Below are 16,992 nucleotides of genomic sequence, written 5' to 3' on the forward strand. Positions count from 1 at the left end.
CCGATCTCCCGCTCCGTGACCACACGGGGCGCGGGGGCCGGTCCGGCCTGCCTCGCGATTCCGCGCGCGACCGCGTGGGAACGCGCATACCGGAGACGAACCATGCTCGACATCCTCGTCCTGGCGCTGACCGCCGGCTTCTTCGCCGGGTCGATCGCCTATGTCCACGCCTGCGACCGGCTGTGAGGAGACGGCCATGATCCTCGACTACGCGCTGGCCGGTCTCGTGACCGCCGGCCTGCTGGCCTATCTGGTCTACGCCCTGATCCGCCCCGAACGGTTCTGAGGAGAGACCCCGATGACCGTCAACGGCTGGATTCAGATCCTCGTCTTCATCGCGCTGGTGGCCGCCATGGCGCGCCCGCTCGGCGGCTTCATGACCAAGACCTTCAACGGCGAGCGCACGTTCCTGTCGCCCCTGCTCGGCCCGGTCGAGCGCGGCCTCTACCGTCTGGCCGGCGTCGACGCCAAGGCCGAGCAGCATTGGACGACCTACGCCGTCTCCATGCTGCTGTTCAGCGCGGCCGGGATGCTGCTGCTCTACGCCCTGCAACGGGTCCAGGGGCTGCTGCCGCTGAACCCGCAGGGCATGGCGGCGGTGCCCGCCGACCTCGCCTTCAACACCGCCGCCAGCTTCACCACCAACACCAACTGGCAGAGCTACGGCGGCGAGAGCACCATGGGCCATCTCGTGCAGATGGCCGGGCTGACGGTGCAGAACTTCGTCTCCGCCGCCACCGGCATCGCGCTGGCCATGGCGCTGGTGCGCGGCTTCGCCCGCACGTCCGCCCGCACGGTCGGCAATTTCTGGGTCGACCTGACCCGCGCCACCCTCCACGTCCTGCTGCCGCTGGCGCTCCCGATCGCGCTGTTCCTGGTCTGGCAGGGCGTGCCGCAGACGCTGGCCGGCGCCGTGGACGCCACCACGCTGGAAGGGGCGCGGCAGACCATCTCCCTCGGCCCCGTCGCCTCGCAGGAGGCGATCAAGATGCTGGGCACCAACGGCGGCGGCTTCTTCAACGCCAACTCGGCGCATCCCTTCGAGAATCCGAACGCGCTGACCAACCTCGTGCAGACGCTGGCGATCTTCGCGATCGGCGCCGCGCTGACCAACGTCTTCGGCCGCATGGTCGGCGACGAGCGCCAGGGCTGGGCTATCCTCGCCGCCATGGGCCTGCTGTTCGTCGCCGGCGTCGCCGTCTGCTACTGGGCCGAGGCCCAGGGCAACCCGGCCTTCGCCGGTTTCGGCGTCGATGGCTCGGCCGGCAACATGGAGGGCAAGGAGACCCGCTTCGGCGTCGCCGCCTCCGCCCTGTTCGCGGTGGTGACGACGGCGGCCTCCTGCGGCGCGGTCAACGCCATGCACGACAGCTTCATGCCGCTGGGCGGCATGGTGCCGATGGTCAACATGATGCTGGGCGAGATCATCGTCGGCGGCGTCGGCGCCGGCCTCTACGGCATGCTGCTGTTCGCCATCGTCGCGCTGTTCGTCGCCGGGCTGATGGTCGGCCGCACGCCCGAGTATCTCGGCAAGAAGCTGGAGGCGAAGGAGGTCAAGATGACCATGCTCGCCGTGCTCTGCCTGCCGGTCATGATGCTGGGCTTCACCGCCCTGGCGGTGGCGACCGACACCGGCACCGCCTCGATGGCCAACGCCGGCCCGCACGGCTATTCGGAGGCGCTCTACGCCTACGTCTCGGCCGCCGCCAACAACGGCAGCGCCTTCGCGGGGCTGGGCGCCGACACGCTCTGGTACAACCTGACGCTGGCCGTCGGCATGCTGGTCGGCCGCTTCCTGGTGATCGTGCCGATGCTGGCCATCGCCGGATCGCTGGCGGCCAAGACGCGGGCCCCCGCCTCGGCCGGCACCTTCCCCACCCATGACGGGCTGTTCGTCGGGCTGCTGGTCGGCGTCATCCTGATCGTCGGCGGCCTCACCTTCTTCCCGGCGCTCGCCCTCGGCCCCATCGTCGAGCATCTCGCGATGGCCGCCGGCACCCTCTTCTGATCGGGACCATTCCCATGGAAGCCATTTCCAAGAAAACCGGAACCGGGAAAGCCGGCCGGACGCAGGCGGGCACGCTGCTCGACCCGGCCATCCTCGGCCCGGCGGTGGGCCAGTCCTTCCGCAAGCTCGACCCGCGCCTGATGGTGCGCAACCCGGTGATGTTCTGCGTCGAGGCGGTCGCCGCCCTGACCACCGTCCTGCTGCTGCGCGACGTCGCGACCGGGGCCGGCACCGTCGGCTTCGGCGCGCAGATCGTCCTGTGGCTGTGGTTCACCCTGCTCTTCGCCAACTTCGCCGAGGCGGTGGCCGAGGGGCGCGGCAAGGCCCAGGCCGCCAGCCTGCGCAAGACCCGGACCGAGACCAGCGCCCGCCTGCTCGGCCCCGACGGCACGGTGGCCCAGTTCGTTCCCGCCACCCGCCTGAAGCCGGGCGACGTGGTGCTGGTCGAGGCCGGCGACCTCATCCCGTCCGACGGCGAGGTGGTGGAGGGCGTCGCCTCGGTCAACGAGGCCGCCATCACCGGCGAATCCGCGCCCGTCATCCGCGAGAGCGGCGGCGACCGCTCGGCCGTCACCGGCGGCACCCAGGTGATCTCCGACCGCATCAAGGTGCGGATCACGGCGGCCCCCGGCTCGACCTTCCTCGACCGCATGATTTCGCTGGTCGAGGGCGCCCGGCGCCAGAAGACGCCGAACGAGATCGCGCTGAACATCCTGCTGGCCGGCATGACGATCATCTTCGTCATCGCGGTGGCGACCATCCCCAGCTTCGCGGCCTACGCCGGCGGCTCGGTCGGCGTGCTGGTGCTGGTGGCGCTGTTCGTCACGCTGATCCCGACCACCATCGGCGCGCTGCTCTCGGCCATCGGCATCGCCGGCATGGACCGGCTGGTCCGCTTCAACGTGCTGGCCATGTCGGGCCGCGCGGTGGAGGCGGCGGGCGACGTCGACACGCTGCTGCTCGACAAGACCGGCACCATCACGCTCGGCAACCGGCAGGCGACCGAGTTCCTGCCGCTGGCCGGCGTGACCGAGCGCGACCTCGCCGATTCCGCCCAGCTCGCCTCGCTGGCCGACGAGACGCCGGAGGGCCGCTCGATCACCGTGCTGGCCAAGGAAAAATACGGCATCCGCGCCCGCGACATGGCCGAGATGCACGCGCGCTTCGTCCCCTTCACCGCCCAGACCCGGCTCAGCGGCATCGACACCGACGGGACGGTGATCCGCAAGGGCGCCGTGGACGCGGTGCTGGAGCATGTCGGGGCGCGCGACCGATCCCGGGGGGAGGGCGGCCGGCTGGCCGTCGCCGGCCGGGGGGCGGCGACGCGGACGGCGACCGCCGCCGACCCGGCCGAGCGCGAGCTTCTCGCCATCGCCGAGCGGGTCGCCAAGGCCGGCGGCACGCCGCTGGCGGTCGCCCAGGACGGCCGGCTGCTCGGCGTCATCCACCTGAAGGACATCGTCAAGGGCGGCATCCGCGAGCGTTTCGCGGCGCTGCGCCAGATGGGCATCCGCACGGTGATGATCACCGGCGACAACCCGATGACCGCCGCCGCCATCGCCGCCGAGGCCGGGGTCGACGATTTCCTGGCGCAGGCGACGCCGGAGGCCAAGCTCCAGCTCATCCGCGACGAGCAGGCGAAGGGCAAGCTGGTCGCCATGTGCGGCGACGGCACCAACGACGCCCCCGCGCTCGCCCAGGCCGACGTCGGGGTGGCGATGAACAGCGGCACCATGGCGGCGCGCGAGGCCGGCAACATGGTCGATCTCGACAGCGACCCGACCAAGCTGATCGAGATCGTCGAGATCGGCAAGCAGCTGCTGATGACGCGCGGCGCCCTGACCACCTTCTCCATCGCCAACGACGTGGCGAAGTACTTCGCCATCATCCCGGCGATGTTCCTCGCCTTCTACCCGCAGCTCGGCGCGCTGAACGTCATGGGGCTGGCCAGCCCGGAGAGCGCCATCCTGTCGGCGATCATCTTCAACGCGCTGGTCATCGTCGCGCTGATCCCGCTGGCGCTGCGCGGCGTCCGCTACCGCGCGGTCGGGGCGGCGTCCCTGCTGCGCCGCAACCTGCTGATCTACGGGCTGGGCGGCCTGGCGGTGCCCTTCGCCGGCATCAAGGCGATCGATATGCTCGTCACCGCCGCCGGCCTCGTTTAAGGAAAACGGACATCATGCTGAAGGAACTGCGTCCGGCCCTGGTCATGACCGCCGCCCTGACGGTCCTCACCGGCCTCGCCTACCCGCTGGCCGTCACCGGCGTCGCCCAGGCGGTGTTTCCCCATCAGGCGAACGGCAGCCCGGTCGAGCGCGGCAGCGCCGTGGTCGGGTCGGACCTGATCGGCCAGCCCTTCACGGGCGAGCGCTACTTCCAGCCGCGCCCGTCGGCGACCGGCGGCCCCGACCCGGCGGATCCGTCCAGGACCGTGCCGCAGCCCTACAACGCCGCGAACTCCGGCGGCTCCAACCTCGGCCCGACCTCCAGGGCGCTGGCCGAGCGGGTCCAGGCCGAGGCCGAACGGCTGAGGGCGGAGAATCCCGGCGTTCCGGTCCCGGTGGAGCTGGTGACGGCCTCGGGCAGCGGCCTCGACCCGCACCTGTCGCCCGCCGCCGCCGACTTCCAGGTGCCGCGCGTCGCGCGGGCGCGCGGCATGACCGAGGCGGCGGTGCGCGGTCTCGTCGCCGCCAACACGGCGCCGCGCGCGCTCGGCTTCCTGGGCGAGCCGACGGTCAACGTCCTGGCGCTCAACCTTGCCCTCGACAAGGCCGCCGGGGGGCGCTAGCAGGGCGTGGGAGCCGGATGCCGGCATCGATGGAAGGACGCGGATGGGAACGACGCGATGACCGGGGACCGCCCCGCCCCCCACCCCGCCCCCCGGGCCACCCCCCGGCCCGGCCAGCGCGGCGGCCGGCCGTCGCCGGACGCCCTGCTGCGTCAGGCGGCGCGGGAGGAGCGCGGCCGGCTCAAGATCTTCCTCGGCGCCGCCCCCGGCGTCGGCAAGACCTTCGAGATGCTGCAAACCGCCCGCGCCAAGGCCGCCGAGGGCATCGACATCGTGATCGGCGTGGTCGAGACCCACGGGCGCCGCGAGACCGAGGCGCTGCTCGCCGGGCTGGAGACGATCCCGCGCCGCCGCGCCGACCACAGGGGCCACGCGCTGGACGAGATGGATCTCGACGCCATCCTCGCCCGCCGGCCGGCGGTCGCCCTGGTCGACGAGCTGGCCCACACCAACGCCCCCGGCAGCCGGCACGCCAAGCGCTACCTCGACGTCGAGGAGCTGCTGGCCGCCGGCATCGACGTCTACAGCACGCTGAACATCCAGCATGTCGAAAGCCTGAACGACGTCGTCGCCAAGATCACCCGCGTCCGCGTGCGCGAGACGGTGCCCGATTCGATCCTCGACCGCGCCGACGACATCGAGGTCGTCGACATCGCCCCCGACGACCTGATCCAGCGCCTGCAACAGGGCAAGATCTATCTCCCGCGCACGGCGGAACGGGCGATCCGCCATTACTTCTCCCCCGGCAACCTCACCGCGCTGCGCGAGCTGGCGCTGCGCCGCACCGCCGAGCGCGTCGACGAGCAGCTGCTCACCCACATGCAGGCGCACGCCATCGCCGGCCCCTGGGCGGCCGGCGAGCGGCTGCTGGTCTGCGTCAACGAGGACGCCGCCGGCGCCGCGCTGGTCCGCTACGCCCGCCGGCAGGCCGAGCGGCTGCGCGCCCGCTGGGGGGCCATCCATGTCGAGACGAGCCGCGCGCTGCGCCTGACCGAGGCCGAGCGCGACCGCATCGCCGACACGCTGCGGCTGGTCGAGCGGCTGGGCGGCGAGGCGGTGACGCTGCCGGGACGCGACGTCGCCGACACCGTCATCGAGCACGCGCTCGCCAACAACGTCACCCACATCGTCATCGCCAGATCGGACCGCCCGCGCTGGTCGGAGCGGCTGCGCGGGTCGGTGGCGCACAGCCTGATCCGCAAGGCCGGCGACATCAGCGTCCACGTCATCGCCGGCGACTCCGCCGAACCGATTCCGCCCAAGACCGTCCGGACCGCCGAGGCGCGGCGGCGCCCCTTCGCGTGGTGGCCCTACGCCGCCAGCACCGGCTACGTGGCGGCGGCGCTGGGGGTCGGCGAGCTGCTGCAACGGGCGATGGCGCTGAACAACATGGCGCTGGTCTTCCTCACCGCCGTGCTGGCGAGCGCCGTCACCGGCGGGCTGGGGCCGTCGCTCTACGCCAGCGTCGTCAGCGTGCTGGCCTTCAACTACTTCTTCCTGCCGCCGCTCTACACCCTCGACGTCTCCGATCCGGAGAACATCGTCGCGCTGTTCTTCTTCGCGGTGGTGGCGGCCATCGCCAGCAACCTGACCGCCCGCGTGCGCGCCCAGGCGGTGACGGCGCGGGCGCGGGCGCGGACGACGGAGGATCTCTACCTGTTCAGCCGCAAGCTGGCCGGCGTCGTCACCATGGACGATCTGCTGTGGGCCACCGCCTACCAGATCGCCGCGATGCTGAAGGTGCATGTCGTGCTGCTGCTGCCGGAGGAGGGCGGCGGCCTGGCGGTGCGCGCCGGCTACCCGCCGGAGGACGTCCTCGCGGAGGCCGATCTGGGAGCGGCGGTCTGGGCCTGGGAGAACAACCGGGCGACCGGGCGCGGGGCCGACACGCTGCCCGGCGCCCAATGGCTGTTCCTGCCGATGCGCACCGGGCGCGGCCCGGTCGCCGTCGTCGGCATCGACACCGGGGACGGAAAGGGCGGCGGGAAGGGCGGCGGTCTCCTGAGCCCCGACCAGCGCCGCCTGCTCGACGCGCTGATCGACCAGGCCGCCCTGGCGATCGAGCGGGTGACGCTGGCCGAGGCCGTCGACCGCGCCAGGCTGGCGGCGGAGACCGAGCGGCTGCGCTCGGCGCTGCTGACCTCGATCTCGCACGATCTGCGGACTCCGCTCGCCTCCATCCTCGGCTCGGCCACCAGCCTCAACAGCTACGGCCCCATGCTGGACGAGGCCGCCCGCACGGAGCTGACCGCGACGATCCAGGAGGAGGCGGAGCGGCTGAACCGCTTCATCGCCAACCTGCTGGACATGACCCGGCTGGAATCCGGCGCGGTCCGGCCGCGCGCCGGCGCGGTCGACCTCGCCGAGCTGGTCGGCAGCGCGCTGGAGCGGGTGCGGCGCATCCTGGCCGGGCACCGGGTGGCGCTCGATCTCGCCGCCGATCTGCCGATGGTCGAGGTCGACGCCGTGCTGTTCGAGCAGGCGCTGTTCAACCTGCTGGACAACGCCGGCAAATACGCCCCGGCCGGGTCGCTGATCACGGTGCGGGCGCGGCGGGAGGGGGAGGGGCGCGTGCGCATCGAGGTGCTCGACGAGGGGAACGGGATTCCCGAACAGGATCTCGACCGCATCTTCGACAAGTTCTACCGTGTCCACGCCCAGGACCGGCAGCGGGCCGGCACCGGGCTGGGCCTGTCGATCTGCCGGGGCTTCGTCGAGGCGATGGGGGGACGCGTCACCGCCGGCAACCGCGCGGACCGCGCGGGCGCCGTCTTCACGCTGCTCCTTCCCGAGGCCGCCGCGATGCCGGGGCTGGAGTCGGGCGTGGAACCGGGCCGGGACGGGGAGATGGAGCCGTGAAGTCGGAAAGCATGCCGCTGCGTGTCCTGGTCGTCGACGACGAGCCGCCGATCCGGCGCTTCCTGCGCACCAGCCTGACCGCCCAGGGCTACGAGGTCGCCGAGGCCGAGGACGGCGGCGCGGCGCTGGAGGAGGTGCGGCGGAGGCCCCCCGACGTGCTGGTCCTCGACCTCGGGCTGCCCGGCCTCGACGGGCTGGAGGTGATCCGGCGGCTGCGCGACGGCGGCGCCTCCCTGCCGGTCATCGTGCTGTCGAGCCGGGCGGACGAGGCCGGCAAGGTCGAGGCGCTCGACCTCGGCGCCGACGACTACGTGACCAAGCCCTTCGGGATGGACGAGCTGCTGGCGCGCATCCGCGCCGCCCTGCGCCACCGGCTGCAACGGCAGGGCGAGCGGCCGCTGTTCCGCAGCGGCGCCCTGGCGGTCGATCTGGTGCGGCGGATCGTGACGGTGCAAGGGACGGAGGTGAAGCTGTCGCCGCGCGAGTACGACCTGCTGCGCCTCCTGGTGGCGCACGCCGGCAAGGTGCTGACCCACCGCTTCATCCTCAAGGAGGTCTGGGGCGCCGACACCGACGTCCAGTATCTGCGCATCTACATCCGCCAGCTCCGCCAGAAGATCGAGCCCGATCCCGAGCGCCCCCACCACATCCTGACCGAGACCGGGGTCGGCTACCGCCTGCGCGCGCCGGACTGAGAGCGCCGGCCGGCCGCTCCAACGGATCCCGCCCCTACCCGCGCAGCAGCTCCAGCGTCGCCAGCGCCATCACCTTGGCCGAGCGCTCCATGTCGTCGATGCCGACATACTCGTCGGGCTGGTGCGCGAGGTCGAGGATGCCGGGGCCGTAGGCGATGCAGTCCTTCAGATGGCCGATCCGCACGACATGCTTCTGGTCGTAGGTGCCGGGCGACACCACCCGTTCGGCCGGGCGGCCGAGCACCGTCTCGATGGCGCCGGCCACCGCCCGCACCACCGGCGCGTCGGCGTCGGTCATCGTCGGCAGGAAGGCCAGCACCTCGCGCAGGCCGTAGTCGAAGCCGGGGCGGCGGGCGCGCAGATCCTCCAGGATGGCGACGATCTCGCCACGCACCGCCTCGGGATCCTCCTCGATCAGATAGCGGCGGTCGATCACCATGCGGCAGCGGTCGGGCACCATCGGGCTCGGCAGCCCGTCATGGTCGTCGCGCTGGCCGCCGTGGATGGCGTTGATGTTGATGGTCGATCGCCGCGCCCCCTCCGGCACCACCGGCATGGCGGTTTGCCGGCCGGCGAGGCGGGGGATCAACTCCTCCTCGATGCGGTGCAGGACGGCGCCCATGTGGCGCACCGCGCAGTTGCCGAGGAAGGGCATGGAGCCGTGGGCGACGCGCCCCCTGGTCTCGATCTCCGCCCACCAGACGCCGCGATGGCCGACGCAGACGCGGTCGACGTTCAGCGGCTCCGGGATGATGACGTGGTCGACGCGCGGCTTGGAGAAATAGCCGAGCGTCGCCAGATGCCCGACCCCGCCGAAGCCGCCGGACTCCTCGTCCACCGTCCCGGAGATCTCGATGGCTCCCGCCGGCAGCAGCCCCTCGTCGAGCAGCGCCTCGACCGCGACGATGGAGGCGGCGATGCCGCCCTTCATGTCGCAGGCGCCGCGCCCGTAGACCCGCCCATCGCGCACCACCCCCTCGAAGGGATCGACCGTCCAGCCCTGGCCGGGCGGCACCACGTCGATGTGGCCGTTGAAATGCACGCAGGGTCCGGGCCGCCCGCCCTCGACGCGGGCGACGACGTTGGTGCGCGGGTAGCGGTCGCTGTCGCCGGCGGCACCCACCGCCCGCACATACTCCACCGCGAATCCGCGCGCGGCGAGGCGCCGGCCGATCAGCTCGGCGCAATCGGCGTAGGCGTCGCCCGGCGGGTTGACGGTGGGCACGCGGATGAGGTCGCGGGTCAGCGCCACCAGATCGTCGCGGCGGTCCTCGATGCGGCGGAACAGGGCGTCGGCGCTGGCGGAAGGGGCGTGGGGCGGCATGGCGTCTCCCGGACGATCGGTCCCGCCAAGTGTCCACCCTCCCCGCCCGTTCGTCCAGCCTTCCGGTCATCCTTCCGGTCATGGGAGGGCGGCGAAGGCTTCCGCCCGGCGGCCGGCGCCGCTACAGTCCGCCGATCATGATTCTCCGACCCTCATTCCTGGAGCACACAAGATGACCGTGACGCATCCCGTCGGACTCGACCGTCCGGCGCTCGACGCGTCGGCCATCGCCGACGCCGCCGCCCGTTTCGTCGCCGGACGCCGCTCGGCGGTCGGGTTCGACGATTTCCCCGGCCCGCTGCCGGAGGATCTGTCGTCCGCCTACGCCATCCAGATGGCGGCCACCGCCGCCTGGAACGACCGGCTGGCCGGCTGGAAGGTCGCCCTCGTGCCGCCGGCGCTGGAGGAGACGCTGGGCGCCCGCCGCTTCATCGGCCCGGTCTTCGCCGGCACGGTCGCCCGCGCGGGCGAGGGCGAGCTGTCCTTCGCGCTGATCCCCGGCGGCTTCGGCGCGGTCGAGGCCGAGTTCGTCGTCCGCGTCGCCGCCGACGCCCCGGCCGACAAGCTGGACTACACGGCGACCGAGGCCGGCGCCTTCATCGCCGCCGTCCACGCCGGGATCGAGGTCGCCGGCAGCCCGCTGTCGACCGTCACCAGGCTGGGGCCGACCGCCGCCGCCTCGACCTTCGGCAACAACCTCGGCCTCGTCGTCGGCCCCGAGCTTCCGGGCGGCGTCGACGGGCTCGACGCCCTGCGCTCGGAGGTCGTGATCGACGGCCAGAGCGTCGGCGTCGGCAGCGCCGCCAACATCCCCGGCGGCGTCGCCTCGGCGGTCGCCTTCGCGCTCGGCATGGCGGCCCGGCTCGGCCGGCCGCTGAAGGCCGGGCAATGGGTGTCGACCGGCGCGCTGAGCGGCGTGCACGCCATCGCCATCGGCCAGCAGGCCCGCGTCACCTTCACCGGCCAGGAGCCGATGAGCGGCACCGCCGTCGCGGCCTCCGCGGTGGCCTGACCGGGACGGAAGGCCCGGCCGCCCCGGCGACGCGGCGGCCGGTTCCGTCACCACGTCACGTCACCACTTCACGGTGGCGTGGACCAGGAAGGAGCGCCCGGCCTCCAGGTAGCGGCGGCGGTCGGCGGCGGTCTGCGACACGCCGACGACGTTGATGTAATTGTAATATTCCTTGTCGAACAGGTTGTTGACCGAGGCGCCGAGCGACAGGTGCTCGGTCGGGTTGACGTAGGCCGCCAGATCGACCGTGGTGGCGGAGGGCGCCTTCAGGTAGGCCGGGCTGCTGACGTCGTCGTCCTTCTTCGCCATCGCGTGGGTGGCGACGATCCGGGCGCCCCACAGATCCTCCGGCGCGCTGTAGGACAGGCCGGCGTTGACGGTGAGCGGCGCAACCTCGTCGATCGCGGTGCCGCCGTCGATGTCGAAGCCGCGCGCGAAGGCCGCCGCGCCGAACAGCGCCCAGCCCGGCCGGAAGCGCCACTCGCCCTTGCCCTCGACGCCGAAGATCTCGACGTTGGCGACGTTCTGCGACTGGTAGCGCAGCAGGCCGCCGCCGCTGGTGCCGACCGACCGCTGCGCGATGAAGTTCTTGTAGCGGTTGTAGTATCCCGAGACCTGGAAGCTCGACCGGTCGCCGAACTTGCCGCGCACGCCCGCCTCGACGCCGTTGCTGGTCTCCGGCTGGAGGTTGGGGTTGGGCAGCACCTCGTAGCCGTAGGTCGGGTTCGAGAAGCCGAGGTTGGCGTCGTCGTAGGGCGGCGCGCGGAAGCCGTGGGCGTACTGGCCGAACACCGAATATTCGCGGGTCAGCTCGTAGGTGACGCCGAACTTGGGCGACAGCGCCAGCTTGTCGAGCTTGGCCGGGGCGGACGAGCTGTTGGCGGCCAGATAGGCGGCGTCCACCTCCGGGTTCATCCGGTAATAGTCGAGCCGCAGGGCCGGCACCAGGCGCAGCCGGTCGATGGTGATCTCGTCCTGGACATAGCCGCCGACCATCAGCGTGCCGGTGTTGGGGAAGGTGCGGCTGGGGTAGCTGTCGCCGTTGTAGCTCTTGGCGGTGGCGCCGGTCGCGCCGTTGGTCAGCGTGACGTCGCGCAGGCGCTCGGTCTGGATGTAGTCGGTGCTCAGCCCGTAGGAGATGCGGTTCGGCAGCCCGAACAGCGTCGCGTCCGACCGGAAATTCACGGCGGCGCCCAGGATGACCTGCTCGGACTCGTTGCGCGTCTCCTCGCGCAGGGTCGAGCGCGCCGGGAACAGCGTGTTGGTCGAGGTCGCGACGGCGCTGTTGCGGGTGCGGTTCTCCCGGCGGTCGAAGCCGGTGGCGTAGGCGCGCCAGTCGATGTGGTCGATGAAGCCGACGGGCGCGTCGTGGGCGTGGTCGAGGCTGATGCGCCAGCGCCGCGCCTCGTCGTCGCTGGCGGATCCCGCGATGGTTCCGCGCGTGATGCGCGGCGGGGCCATCGAGAAGATGTAGCTGGCCGCGCCGCCGACGTCGTTGCGCAGGGTGGTGTCGGTGTCGCGCTGGAAATACTCGCCGGTGATCGTGATCCTGTCGGGGCCGTGGTCCCAGACCAGCTTGGCGAGCGCGTTGTTGCCCTCGTAATCCTGCGGGTTGCGGAAGCCGCCGTCCCTGGACTTGTACTCCTTGCCGTCGCGCCGGGTGAAGACGCCGAGGATCGAGAAGTCGCCCGACCGCATCGCCGCCGTCCCCGTCTCGGAGAAGGACGAATCGACGCTGTCGTAGGCGCCCTTCAGCGAGGCGAAGTAATCCTTGCCGGGACGCAGATAGTCGGCCGGATCCTTGGTGACGTAGCTGACGACGCCGCCCAGCGCGTCGGAGCCGTGCAGCGCCGAGGACGGGCCGCGCACGATCTCGACCTGCTTGAGCGCGTCGAAATCGACGATGTCGCGGTTGTAGCCCGCCGACGGCCCGGCCGACGCCGGGCTTTCGGGCAGGCGCGTGCCGTCGACCTGCATCAGGATGCGGTTGTTGGTGATGCCGCGGATGGCGAAGCCGCCGGCGCCGGCGCGGGCCGGGGAGTTGCTGACCGTGACGCCCGGCTCGTAGCGCGGCAGATCCTGGAGACGGTGCAGGCCGCGCCTCTCGATCTCCTCCTCCCCGATGACCGAGATCGTCGCCGTGGACTCGTCGACCCGCCGCTCGCCACGGTCGCTGTAGACCGTCACCGCGTCGAGGATCGTCACCGGCGCCGGCTTCTGGGCGGTCTGGGCAGGCACGGTCTGGGCAGGCGCGGTCTGGGCCATCGCCTGCGGCGCCGCCAGCGTCAGCGCCGACGCCGACAGCCACAGCGCCCGGCGCAGCCAGCCGGAGCCGGTCCGCGCCGACGCGCGGGCGTGGCGGCGCGGGGGAGTGAGGGATTCGGTCGTCATGGTCTCTCCTTCGCCTTTTTTTTCTGGGTCGCGCCGTGCGTTGGAAGGCCGCCGGCACGACGACGCCAGTGTCGATATTGATTATTATTCGCAATTCAAGGCCGGAAAGGCGCGCCGCGACGGCGTGCCTTTCCGGCGGATCGTCCAGCCCCGGACCGCCTCAGGCGGCGGGCGCGCACAGCCGGGACTTCAGCGCGGCGAAGCGCTCCACCTGATCGGCCAGCAATTGCCGCTTCCCGTCGCGGCCGACGAAGATCTTGAACATCGCCTCGCCGTCGCCGTTGAGGAAGATCACGGCGCAGCTGTCGCCGCTGCCCATGAAGGGGCGGCGGACGAAGGCGACGGCGGCGCAGCGGTCGAGCCGGATGTGGCCGCCGATCGGGCTGCCGCCGGCCAGATTGTAGAAGCCGCGCCCGAAGCTGCCGCGCGGCAGCGGCCCCTTGCACTCCAGCACCAGATCGGCGCTGTGGACCAGCACGGTGACGACGCCCCAGTCGGCGATGTCGGCCATCGCCGCCTCGGCTTGCGAGCCGGGGGCGAAGGCGCGGAAATCCTCGGGCAGGCACGCGACCACGGTGCGCAGGCTGACGCCGCTGTCCGCCGCCACGGCCTCCAGCACGCCGCCGGGCTCGGCGGCAAGGCGGGCGCGCAGGGCGGCGAGGCGGTCGCCTCCCCCGTCGTCGGTCACGGCAGCGGCGGCAGCGGCGTCGATCTGGGCGTCGGTCATGGGAGGGTCCGGACTGGAAGGGGGAAGGCGAAGGGGAGCGGCCGGCTCACCCATGGCTTTTATGAGATTAAGTCGCAATCGCGTTTGACTTCAACGCCGCTTCCCTTAAGGCCGCTTCATTTTGCGTCATGAAGCGGCGGCGGACGGTCGGCGTGGCGCCCCAGCCGGATCACCGCGAGCAGGCCCGGCCCGTTGTCCTCCAACAGCAGCCCGCCGCCGTGCAGCGTGGCGATGGCGCGCACGATGGCGAGGCCCAGCCCGTGCCCCGGCACCGTGCCGGACGGGTCGAACCGGAAGAAGCGCTGGACGGCCAGCGCCCGCTGCCCCGGCGACAGCCCCCGCCCCCGGTCGGCGACGCACAGCTCCTCCCACCCGTCGCGGATCCGGGCGCTCAGCGTGACCGCCCCGCCGTCGGCCGCGTATTTCAGGGCGTTGTCCACCAGATTGGCGACGGCCTGGAACAGCAGGGTGCGGTCGCCGCGCAGGCGCGGCGCCGGGTGCGCGGCGACGGTCAGGGCGATCCCGCCCTCCTCCGCCAGCGGCAGGTAGGATTCGCGGATCTCCTCCAGCAGCGCCGCCGCGTCCAGCGGCTCCATGCTCATCGAGCAGCGGGCCGTCTCGATCTCGCCGAGCCGCATGATGGCGCGGAAGAGGCGCTGGATGCGGCGCGTCTCCTCGATCCCCTCCTCCAGCTCGCGGCGCAAGGGCTCGTCGGCGCAGCCCTCGGCGATGGTCGCCAGCCGGTTGTGCAGGTGGGTCAGCGGCGTGCGCAGCTCGTGGGCGATGCTGCTCGACACGCTCGACACCTCCTCGACCAGCCGGTTCACGCGGTCCAGCGTGCGGTTGATCTCGCGGCCCAGGCTGGCGAACTCGTCGTCGGCCGGGCCGATGGCGATGCGCCGGTTGCGGTCGCCGCCGGCGTAGGAGGCCAGCGCCTCGGCGATGGCGTCCACCCGCCGCAGCGTGCCGGAGCTGAAATGGACGCCGAACGACACGCTGGTCAGCAGGAAGACCAGCACGCCGACGCCGGCCACCAGCGGCACCGCCTTCACCTGTTCCAGCATGGGCTGGATGTCGTAGGCGCTGACGAAGCGCCCGCCGTCGCCCAGCGGCACCACCAGCGCCTGGAGCGTCCCGCCGTCGCCCCGCCGGTCGATCCGGCCGGTCGCGCAGGCGGTCAGGCGGGCCGGGTCGCAGGACAGCGCGGCGAGCAGCCGCCCGGCCTCGCCCGCCTCGCCGTGCAGCAGGCGGCCCTGGCCGTCGAGGACCAGCCGCTTGCGCGGCGTCTCCGGTTCGAGCCGCTCGCGGTAGCGGACCTGATCGGCCAGCGCGGGGGCGGCGGCGAGGCCGCCGAACTGGCGCTGGGTCTCGACGTCGCGCTGGAGCAGTTCGGTGACGTGGTCCTTGACCAGATCGACCAGCAGGGTCCGGCTCCACAGCACCGCCCCGGCGGTGACGACGACGAACACCGCGCCGACCGTCATCGTCTGGCGGAAGCTGCGGGTGTCGAGCAGGGTGCGGACCCGCGTCCGCCAGCGCCGCCGCCGGCCCGGCCGATTGCCGGCCAGCCCGCCGCCGGCCAGCCTGCTTCCGCCCGGCCCGCTATCCCAGCGCATAGCCGATGGCCCGGATCGTGCGCAGCAGCGGCGGGTCGAAATCCTTGTCGATCTTGCCGCGCAGCTTGAAGACATGCACCTCGACCAGATTGGTCTGCGGGTTGAATCCATAGCCCCAGGCCTTCTCCAGCAGCATGTTGCGGGTGACGGTCTGCCCCGGATTGCTCATCAGGATGTGGAGCAGCTTGAACTCCTTGTCGGTGAGATCGATCGCCACGCCGCGCCGGGTCACGCGCCGCTCGGGCACGTCCATCACCAGATCGCTCACCGTCAGCACGTCGCCGGGGGCCGCCGCGCGGCCGTGGCGGCGGGCCAGATGCTCCAGCCGCACCAGCAGCTCGGCGAAGTCGAAGGGCTTGCCCAGGTAATCGTCGGCCCCGGCGCGCAGCCCGGCCACCCGGTCGGACGTCTCGTCGAGCGCCGACAGCACCAGCACCGGCGGGTGGCGGGTGCCGTGAAGGCGCTTCAGCACCTCCATGCCGTCCAGCGTCGGCAGCATGCGGTCGAGCACCACGACGTCGAAGGCCTCCTCGGCCAGCAGGCGCAGGGCACCCTCGCCGTCCCCGGCGAAGCGGCAGGCGTGGCCGGACCCGTTGAGCTTCGCCCCGATCCAGTAACTGACGGCCGCATCGTCCTCGACGACCAGAACGCGCAACGCGCTTCTCCTTGCCTTGGGAAATCAACTGCTATTGATAATTAATCGCATACCCGCCGTCCAGTCCGCTCGGCTGGCGCGGGGCGCCGGACCCTTGCCGGGTCAGCCCCCCACCCCCTGCCCGGTGGCGGCGAAGACCCAGCCGCCCGCGTCCGGCAGCGGCAGCCGGGCGAAGCGCGTGCCGAACACCCGCTCCAGCACCGGCACGGGCAGATCGGCCATGGCGCCGCTCCAGGCCTCCCGTCCGCCGGCCAGCAGCAGGCCGTCGTCGCAGTAGCGGGCGGCCAGCGACAGGTCGTGCAGCACGACGGCGCAGCCGCCCCCCACCCGCTCCACCCAGGACCGCGCCGCGCCCAGCAGGTGATGCTGGTGCGCCGGGTCGAGGCTGGCGGTCGGCTCGTCGAGCAGCAGATAGGGCGCGCCGCCGACCTCGACGGTCCGCCGGCCGGCGGCGAGCTGGGCGAGCGCGCGGGCGAAGGCGACACGCTGGCGCTCGCCGCCCGAAAGCTGGGGCAGCAGGCGGTCGCGCAGCCCCTCGGCGCCGGCCGCCCGCAGGCTCTCGTCGATCAGCCGCCGCCGCTCCGCCGCGCCGGCCGGGACGATCTCGGTGGCCAGCGTCATCGCCTCATCGACGGAGAAGGCGAAGCCGGCGGCCGGGTGCTGCGTCACCAGCGCCCGGCGGCGGGCGAGCCGGCCGGGCGGCAGCGCGTGCAGGTCGCGCCCGTCCAGCCGGACCCGGCCGAGGGTCGGCCGCCGCTCGCCCGACAGCAGGGACAGCAGCGTCGACTTGCCGGCGCCGTTGGGGCCGAGGATCGCCAGCATCCGGCCCGGCCGCAGCGCGACCGACAGCCCCTCGACCAGACGGGCGCGCCCGGCGGTGACGGAAACCTCCTCGGCGTGCAGCATGTCCGATTCCC

Annotated in this window: 14 protein-coding genes; 8 read left to right on the plus strand and 6 right to left on the minus strand. The window is 72.4% G+C overall.

The window, feature by feature from the left end:
* The first annotated feature begins 15 nt into the window (after window positions 1-15).
* Genes J2847_RS10030 through J2847_RS10060 form a run of 7 tightly spaced genes read left to right on the plus strand, consistent with a single transcriptional unit; the run spans window position 16 to window position 8,350 of the window.
* Entirely contained in the window at window positions 16-186 is a 171-nt protein-coding gene (locus J2847_RS10030) for a hypothetical protein (protein WP_209778841.1), read from the plus strand.
* 10 nt (window positions 187-196) lie between these two features.
* A complete protein-coding gene (locus J2847_RS10035; protein WP_085553336.1) occupies window positions 197-286 on the plus strand; it encodes a K(+)-transporting ATPase subunit F in 90 nt (29 codons plus the stop codon).
* Window positions 287-298: 12 nt separating this feature from the next.
* Window positions 299-2,008 carry a potassium-transporting ATPase subunit KdpA gene (gene kdpA / locus J2847_RS10040; protein ID WP_209778842.1) on the plus strand — a complete coding sequence of 570 codons (1,710 nt, stop codon included), beginning with the start codon at window positions 299-301 and terminating at the stop codon, window positions 2,006-2,008.
* A gap of 14 nt (window positions 2,009-2,022) precedes the next feature.
* On the plus strand, window positions 2,023-4,173 hold the full coding sequence (gene kdpB / locus J2847_RS10045) for a potassium-transporting ATPase subunit KdpB (protein WP_209778843.1): 2,151 nt from the start codon (window positions 2,023-2,025) through the stop codon (window positions 4,171-4,173).
* 14 nt (window positions 4,174-4,187) lie between these two features.
* Window positions 4,188-4,796 (plus strand): potassium-transporting ATPase subunit KdpC, encoded by a 609-nt coding sequence (gene kdpC / locus J2847_RS10050; RefSeq protein ID WP_209778844.1) that lies wholly within the window; start codon window positions 4,188-4,190, stop codon window positions 4,794-4,796.
* A 57-nt stretch (window positions 4,797-4,853) separates the two neighbouring features.
* Window positions 4,854-7,655 (plus strand): sensor histidine kinase, encoded by a 2,802-nt coding sequence (locus tag J2847_RS10055; protein ID WP_209778845.1) that lies wholly within the window; start codon window positions 4,854-4,856, stop codon window positions 7,653-7,655.
* Between the two features lie 11 nt (window positions 7,656-7,666).
* On the plus strand, window positions 7,667-8,350 hold the full coding sequence (locus tag J2847_RS10060) for a response regulator (protein ID WP_209778900.1): 684 nt from the start codon (window positions 7,667-7,669) through the stop codon (window positions 8,348-8,350).
* A 34-nt stretch (window positions 8,351-8,384) separates the two neighbouring features.
* Here J2847_RS10060 and J2847_RS10065 read toward each other — a convergent pair whose 3' ends face one another.
* Entirely contained in the window at window positions 8,385-9,674 is a 1,290-nt protein-coding gene (locus J2847_RS10065) for an acetylornithine deacetylase/succinyl-diaminopimelate desuccinylase family protein (RefSeq protein WP_209778846.1), read from the minus strand.
* 172 nt (window positions 9,675-9,846) lie between these two features.
* Between J2847_RS10065 and J2847_RS10070 the strand changes: the two genes are divergently transcribed.
* Complete coding sequence (locus tag J2847_RS10070; protein ID WP_209778847.1) at window positions 9,847-10,686, plus strand: 2-keto-4-pentenoate hydratase; 840 nt, start codon at window positions 9,847-9,849, stop codon at window positions 10,684-10,686.
* A 60-nt stretch (window positions 10,687-10,746) separates the two neighbouring features.
* On the opposite strand, the gene J2847_RS10075 is transcribed toward J2847_RS10070, so the two are convergent.
* From J2847_RS10075 to J2847_RS10095, 5 genes are all read right to left on the minus strand, one after another.
* Window positions 10,747-13,077 carry a TonB-dependent hemoglobin/transferrin/lactoferrin family receptor gene (locus J2847_RS10075; RefSeq protein ID WP_209778848.1) on the minus strand — a complete coding sequence of 777 codons (2,331 nt, stop codon included), beginning with the start codon at window positions 13,075-13,077 and terminating at the stop codon, window positions 10,747-10,749.
* A 160-nt stretch (window positions 13,078-13,237) separates the two neighbouring features.
* The gene (gene hutX / locus J2847_RS10080) at window positions 13,238-13,804 is read right to left on the minus strand and encodes a heme utilization cystosolic carrier protein HutX (RefSeq protein ID WP_209778849.1); all 567 of its coding nucleotides are present in this window, start codon (window positions 13,802-13,804) and stop codon (window positions 13,238-13,240) included.
* Between the two features lie 116 nt (window positions 13,805-13,920).
* Window positions 13,921-15,420, minus strand: a complete 1,500-nt coding sequence (locus tag J2847_RS10085) for an ATP-binding protein (protein ID WP_209778850.1) — start codon at window positions 15,418-15,420, stop codon at window positions 13,921-13,923.
* Window positions 15,407-16,075: a response regulator transcription factor gene (locus J2847_RS10090; protein ID WP_209778851.1), complete on the minus strand. Its 669-nt coding sequence runs from the start codon at window positions 16,073-16,075 to the stop codon at window positions 15,407-15,409. Before J2847_RS10090 ends, J2847_RS10085 begins: the two co-directional genes overlap by 14 nt.
* A 102-nt stretch (window positions 16,076-16,177) precedes the next feature.
* Window positions 16,178-16,981 carry an ATP-binding cassette domain-containing protein gene (locus J2847_RS10095; protein WP_233474403.1) on the minus strand — a complete coding sequence of 268 codons (804 nt, stop codon included), beginning with the start codon at window positions 16,979-16,981 and terminating at the stop codon, window positions 16,178-16,180.
* Window positions 16,982-16,992: the final 11 nt, after the last annotated feature.

It is taken from the genome of Azospirillum agricola (assembly GCF_017876095.1).
Taxonomy (GTDB): Bacteria; Pseudomonadota; Alphaproteobacteria; order Azospirillales; family Azospirillaceae; genus Azospirillum; species Azospirillum agricola.